Origin of the sequence: Nonomuraea zeae (assembly GCF_005889725.1) — a bacterium.
Taxonomy (GTDB): Bacteria; Actinomycetota; Actinomycetes; order Streptosporangiales; family Streptosporangiaceae; genus Nonomuraea; species Nonomuraea zeae.
Genome location: NZ_VCKX01000509.1, coordinates 1 through 4,840 on the forward strand (window position 1 = coordinate 1; position 4,840 = coordinate 4,840).

Sequence of the window (4,840 nt, forward strand, 5' to 3'; positions counted from 1 at the left end):
CCTGACCGCCATCACTTGAGCCCTCTTGCGCCGGCACACTCCCACCCGAGCCCTCGCCCGCACGACCACCGCCACCGGGGACCTCACGCGCCTGGCCGCCGCCACCCGAGACCTCACGACCGTCGCCGCCCGAGACCTCGCCCGCACGACCACCGTGGTCCGAGACTCCGCCCGCACCACCGTCGCCGCCCGCACGACCACCGCCGCCCGAGCCGCCGCCCGCACGACCGCCGCCCGAGACACTCCCGGTTCGGCCACTCTTGCCGGAAACGCCCCTCACCGAACGGCTCGGGACCTCCTCCACCGGGTCCGGCAAAGGCGCGAAGAATTCTTCATCGGTCACTCCCGCCCCACATCCCGATGGCTTACCTGAACTTCCATCCCGCGGTCGCGCAGGCGGGCGCCGACCTGCTCCGCCATGGCCACGCTGCGGTGCTTGCCACCCGTGCAGCCCACCGCGAGCGTCGCATAGCTCTTGCCCTCGCGCGCGTATCCGGCCGCGACCACCTGCAGGACCTCCTCGTACGCGTCGAGGAACTCCTTGGCGCCCGGCTGTTCGAGCACGTAGTCGCGGACCGGGGCGTCCAGGCCGTTCATCGGCCGCAGCTCGGGCACCCAGTGCGGATTGGGCAGGAAGCGGCAGTCGACCACGAGATCCGCATCGACCGGCAGCCCGTATTTGAAGCCGAACGAGACGACGTTGAGCCGCAGCCCCGGCCGGTCCTCCCCACCGAAGTAGGCGACGATCTTGTTCCGCAGGTCGTGCACGTTGTGCGACGAGGTGTCGATCACCAGGTCGGCGTTGGCCCGGACCTCGCGCAGGATCCCGCGCTCCCGCGTGATCCCGTCGACCAGCCGGCCCTCGCCCTGCAGCGGATGCGGCCTGCGGACGTTCTCGAACCTGCGCACCAGCTCCTCGTCGCTGGCCTCCAGGAACACCACCCGCACGCGGACGCCGCGCCCTTCGAGCTCCTCGATGGCGGCGTTGAGGTCGGTGGTGAAGGCGAGGCTGCGCACGTCGACGACGGCGGCCACCTTGTCGGCGGCGAGCTTGACCTTGCCCGCCTCCTCCGCCATCGCGAACAGCAGCCCGGGCGGCAGGTTGTCGATGACGAACCAGCCCAGGTCCTCGAGCGCCTTGGCCGCCGTGCTGCGCCCCGCGCCGGACATGCCGGTGACGATGACGAACGCCCGCTCCGTGGCCGCTGTATCACCCCGATCCGCGGGACCGGCTTCACGGGTGCTCATCTCAGCGTCCTCCCCGGCCACGATTGCGAACGGACCAACGTGCTCCCGGCGTGGCCGGCCGGGCCTCCTGGCGAGATCACGGTGATTCTCCCTTCAGCGTGGACACGATGACCTCGGCGATGGACGGGCCGATGCCGGGAACCTCGCAGATCTCGGCGGCAGTGGCCTCGCGTAGCTTTTTCACGGAGCCGAAGTGCTTGAGTAGCGCCTGCCGGCGGGCCGGGCCGAGACCGGGCACGCTGTCGAGGGCGCTCTCCTTCACCGTCTTGGACCTCTTGGAACGATGGTAGGTGATGGCGAACCGGTGTGCTTCGTCTCGCACGCGTTGCAGCAGGTAGAGACCCTCACTTGAACGAGGCATGATCACCGGCTGGTCATCGCCGGGCAGCCACACCTCCTCCAGCCGCTTGGCCAGGCCGCACACCGCCACGTCGTCGATCCCGAGCTCGTCGAGCGCGCGCTGCGCGGCCGCGGCCTGCGGCCCCGCGCCGTCGACCACGACGAGGTTGGGCGGGTAGGCGAACTTGCGCGGTCTGCCCGTCTCCGGGTCGATGGGCCCGTGGCCGTCGTCATCGTCGGCCGCCAGCTCGCCGGTGGCCGAACGCTCTTCCAGGTAGCGGCGGAACCGTCGCATGATCACCTCGTGGATCGAGGCGACGTCGCCTTCCTTGGTCTTGACGGCGAAGCGCCGGTATTCGCTCTTGCGCGCCAGGCCGTCCTCGAACACCACCATGGACGCCACGACGTTCTCCCCTTGCAGGTGCGAGACGTCGTAACACTCGATGCGCAGCGGCGCCTGGTCGAGGTCGAGCGCGTCGGCGATCTCCTGCAGCGCCTTGCTGCGGGTGGTCAGGTCGCTGGCGCGGCGGATCTTGTGCTGGGCGAGCGACTCCTTGGCGTTGCGCTCGACGGTCTCCATCAGCGCCTTCTTGTCGCCACGCTGCGGCACGCGCACCTCGACGCGGGCCCGGCGCTGCTCGGTGAGCAGCTCGGCGACCGCCTCGCTGTCGGGCGGCAGCGCGGGCACGAGCACTTCGCGGGGCATCGAGTCAGGGCTGGCCTCGGCGTACATCTGCAGCAGGAACTGCTCGACCAGCTCGCCGGGCGAGCTCTCCTCGACCTTGTCGACCACCCAGCCGCGCTGGCCCCTGATGCGCCCGCCGCGTACATAGAAGACCTGGACCGCGGCTTCGAGCGGGTCTTCGGTCAGCGCGATCACGTCGGCGTCGGTGCCCTCTCCGAGCACGACCGCCTGCTTCTCCAGCGCCCGCTGCAGGGCCTGGATGTCGTCGCGCAGCCGGGCCGCGCGCTCGTATTCCTGCTCGGAGGCGGCGTCGCGCATCTCCTTCTCCAGCCGCTTGATGAAGCGGCTGGTGTTGCCCGCCATGAAGTCGCAGAAGTCCTCGGCCAGCGCGCGGTGCTCTTCGGGGGTGACCCGGCCGACGCAGGGCGCCGAGCACTTGTCGATGTAGCCGAGCAGGCACGGCCGCCCGATCTGCCCGGCCCGCTTGAACACCCCGGCGCTGCACGTGCGCACGGGGAAGACCCGCAGCAGCAGGTCGACGGTCTCGCGGATGGCCCAGGCGTGTGAATAGGGCCCGAAGTAACGTGTGCCCTTGCGCTTGGCGCCCCGCATGACCTGCACGCGCGGGAAGTCTTCGCCCATGGTGACCGCGAGGTAGGGATAGGACTTGTCGTCGCGGTATTTCACGTTGAAGCGCGGATCGTACTCCTTGATCCAGGAGTATTCGAGCTGCAGCGCCTCGACCTCGGTGCCGACGACGGTCCAGTCGACGTCGGCCGCCGTGGTCAGCATCGTCTGGGTGCGCGGATGGAGCGCGGAGAAGTCGGCGAAGTAGGAATTGAGCCGCTGGCGCAGGCTCTTGGCCTTGCCGACGTAGATCACCCGGCCGTGCGCGTCCCTGAACCGGTAGACCCCGGGGGAATCGGGGATCGAACCTGGTTTGGGCCGGAAACTCAAGGGGCTGCCCGCTGATCTCGCCACGTTCAAAGAGTAGTAGCCCCACCGACAAGGTTGCCCGCCGTACCTTCAGCCAGGGCACGGCGGGCGGTCTCGCGGCAGGCGTCACGCTATGCGAGCGTGATCTGATCGCCTTCGACCTTGATCTGCTGCTCCGGCAGCGGCTTGTCGGCCGGGCCGTCGGTGACGGCGCCGTCGGCGATGGCGAACCTGCTGTTGTGACACGGGCAGACGATCACGCCGTCGGAGACGCTGCCGACAGTGCACCCGTTGTGCGTGCACACCGCGCTGAACGCCTTGAACTGGCCCGACGTCGGTTGCGTGACCACGACCTTCTGGTCCTTGAAAATCGTGCCGCCGCCGACAGGGATGTCTGCGGTCTTGGCCAGCGCCCCGCCCGCTTGCGGCGCGTTGGACTGAGGCGCGCCCGATTCCGGTGCGCCGCCGGTCTGTGCGGTTTCGGTACCGCCGCCGCAGGCGGTGAGCGCCAGCGTCAGGCCACCCGCTCCCACGCTCGCGATCACCGCCCGGCGGCTCTGAAGGTCATCTCCCATGCGCCTCACCCAACCGCACGCAGGTGAGAAATTCATGAGACGCCCGTAAAGCAGGCCTGATCTTGCCCTGGCTAAGCCAGCCTGATCTTGTCCCCGTCCACGGTGATCTTCTTCTCGGCGAGCGGCTCGCTCGCCGGGCCGTCCGCGACGGAGCCGTCCTCGATCTTGAACTTGCTGCCGTGACAGGGACAGTTGATCGTCCCGTTCGAGACGCTGGCGACCGTGCACCCCTGGTGGGTGCAGACCGCCGTGAACGCCTTGAAATCACCGTCGGTCGGCTGCGTGACCACGATCTTCTGGCTCTCGAAGACCTTCCCACCGCCCTTGGGGATGTCTGCTGTGTCGGCCAGCGCCTTGGCCGCCTTCTTCTCGGTCTTCTTCTTCGGCGCGTCCGACGACGCCTCGTCCTCGGGTGGCTCCGCGCTGGCCTCTGTCGTCGGCGAACCGTAGCTCGCACACGCCGTCAGAACCGCCGCGAGCCCGGCGCTTCCAGCGCCGAGCACCATCGTCCGGCGCGTCGTTTCTGTCATGGTGCGTCCTCCCAGATTGGTTCTCACTTCAGGTACGGCCAGCGCCCTCGCGCCGGTTCAGCGTGCCTGAGCCCAATCGGGGCGACCACGCACAATTACCTGTTCAGGCGACCACCTGCGCATACCTGTTCAGGCGACCACCTGCTCAGACGACCACGATGCCGTCGCCCTCGACCTTGACCTGGAACGAGGCAAGCGGCGCCGTCGCCGGCCCCTTGGTGGCCTTCCCGCTGTCGGCGGCGAACTCGCTGCCGTGGCAGGCGCACCTGATGATGTTCTCCTTGGGCGTGCTGACCGCGCACCCCTTGTGCGTGCAGACCGAGCTGAACGCCTTGTAGACGCCCTCCGTCGGCTGCGTCACCACGACCTGCAGATCCTCGATGAGCTTGCCCCCGCCCACCGGCACGTCGGCCGTCTTGGCGATGACCTTGCCCTTGATGCTCTGCTGCGCCTTGGCGTCGCCCGCGCCGCATCCGGCCAGCGCCAGGCCGCAGGCCGCGACGCCCGCCACCCCCAGCATCTCCCGC

The 4,840-nt window shown here is 69.1% G+C and carries 5 protein-coding genes; all 5 read right to left on the bottom strand.

Annotation, left to right across the window (positions count from 1 at the left end; all coding sequences use genetic code 11):
- Window positions 1-339: 339 nt before the first annotated feature.
- Complete coding sequence (gene rapZ, locus ETD85_RS60140; RefSeq protein ID WP_138698739.1) at window positions 340-1,248, bottom strand: RNase adapter RapZ; 909 nt, start codon at window positions 1,246-1,248, stop codon at window positions 340-342.
- A gap of 76 nt (window positions 1,249-1,324) precedes the next feature.
- A complete protein-coding gene (gene uvrC / locus ETD85_RS60145) occupies window positions 1,325-3,229 on the bottom strand; it encodes an excinuclease ABC subunit UvrC (RefSeq protein WP_206059602.1) in 1,905 nt (634 codons plus the stop codon).
- A gap of 110 nt (window positions 3,230-3,339) precedes the next feature.
- On the bottom strand, window positions 3,340-3,783 hold the full coding sequence (locus ETD85_RS60150) for a Rieske (2Fe-2S) protein (RefSeq protein ID WP_138698741.1): 444 nt from the start codon (window positions 3,781-3,783) through the stop codon (window positions 3,340-3,342).
- A gap of 71 nt (window positions 3,784-3,854) precedes the next feature.
- Window positions 3,855-4,313 (bottom strand): Rieske (2Fe-2S) protein, encoded by a 459-nt coding sequence (locus ETD85_RS60155; RefSeq protein WP_170247464.1) that lies wholly within the window; start codon window positions 4,311-4,313, stop codon window positions 3,855-3,857.
- Window positions 4,314-4,458: 145 nt separating this feature from the next.
- On the bottom strand, window positions 4,459-4,840 hold a 382-nt coding region (locus ETD85_RS60160; RefSeq protein ID WP_338087273.1), incomplete at its 5' end, for a Rieske (2Fe-2S) protein.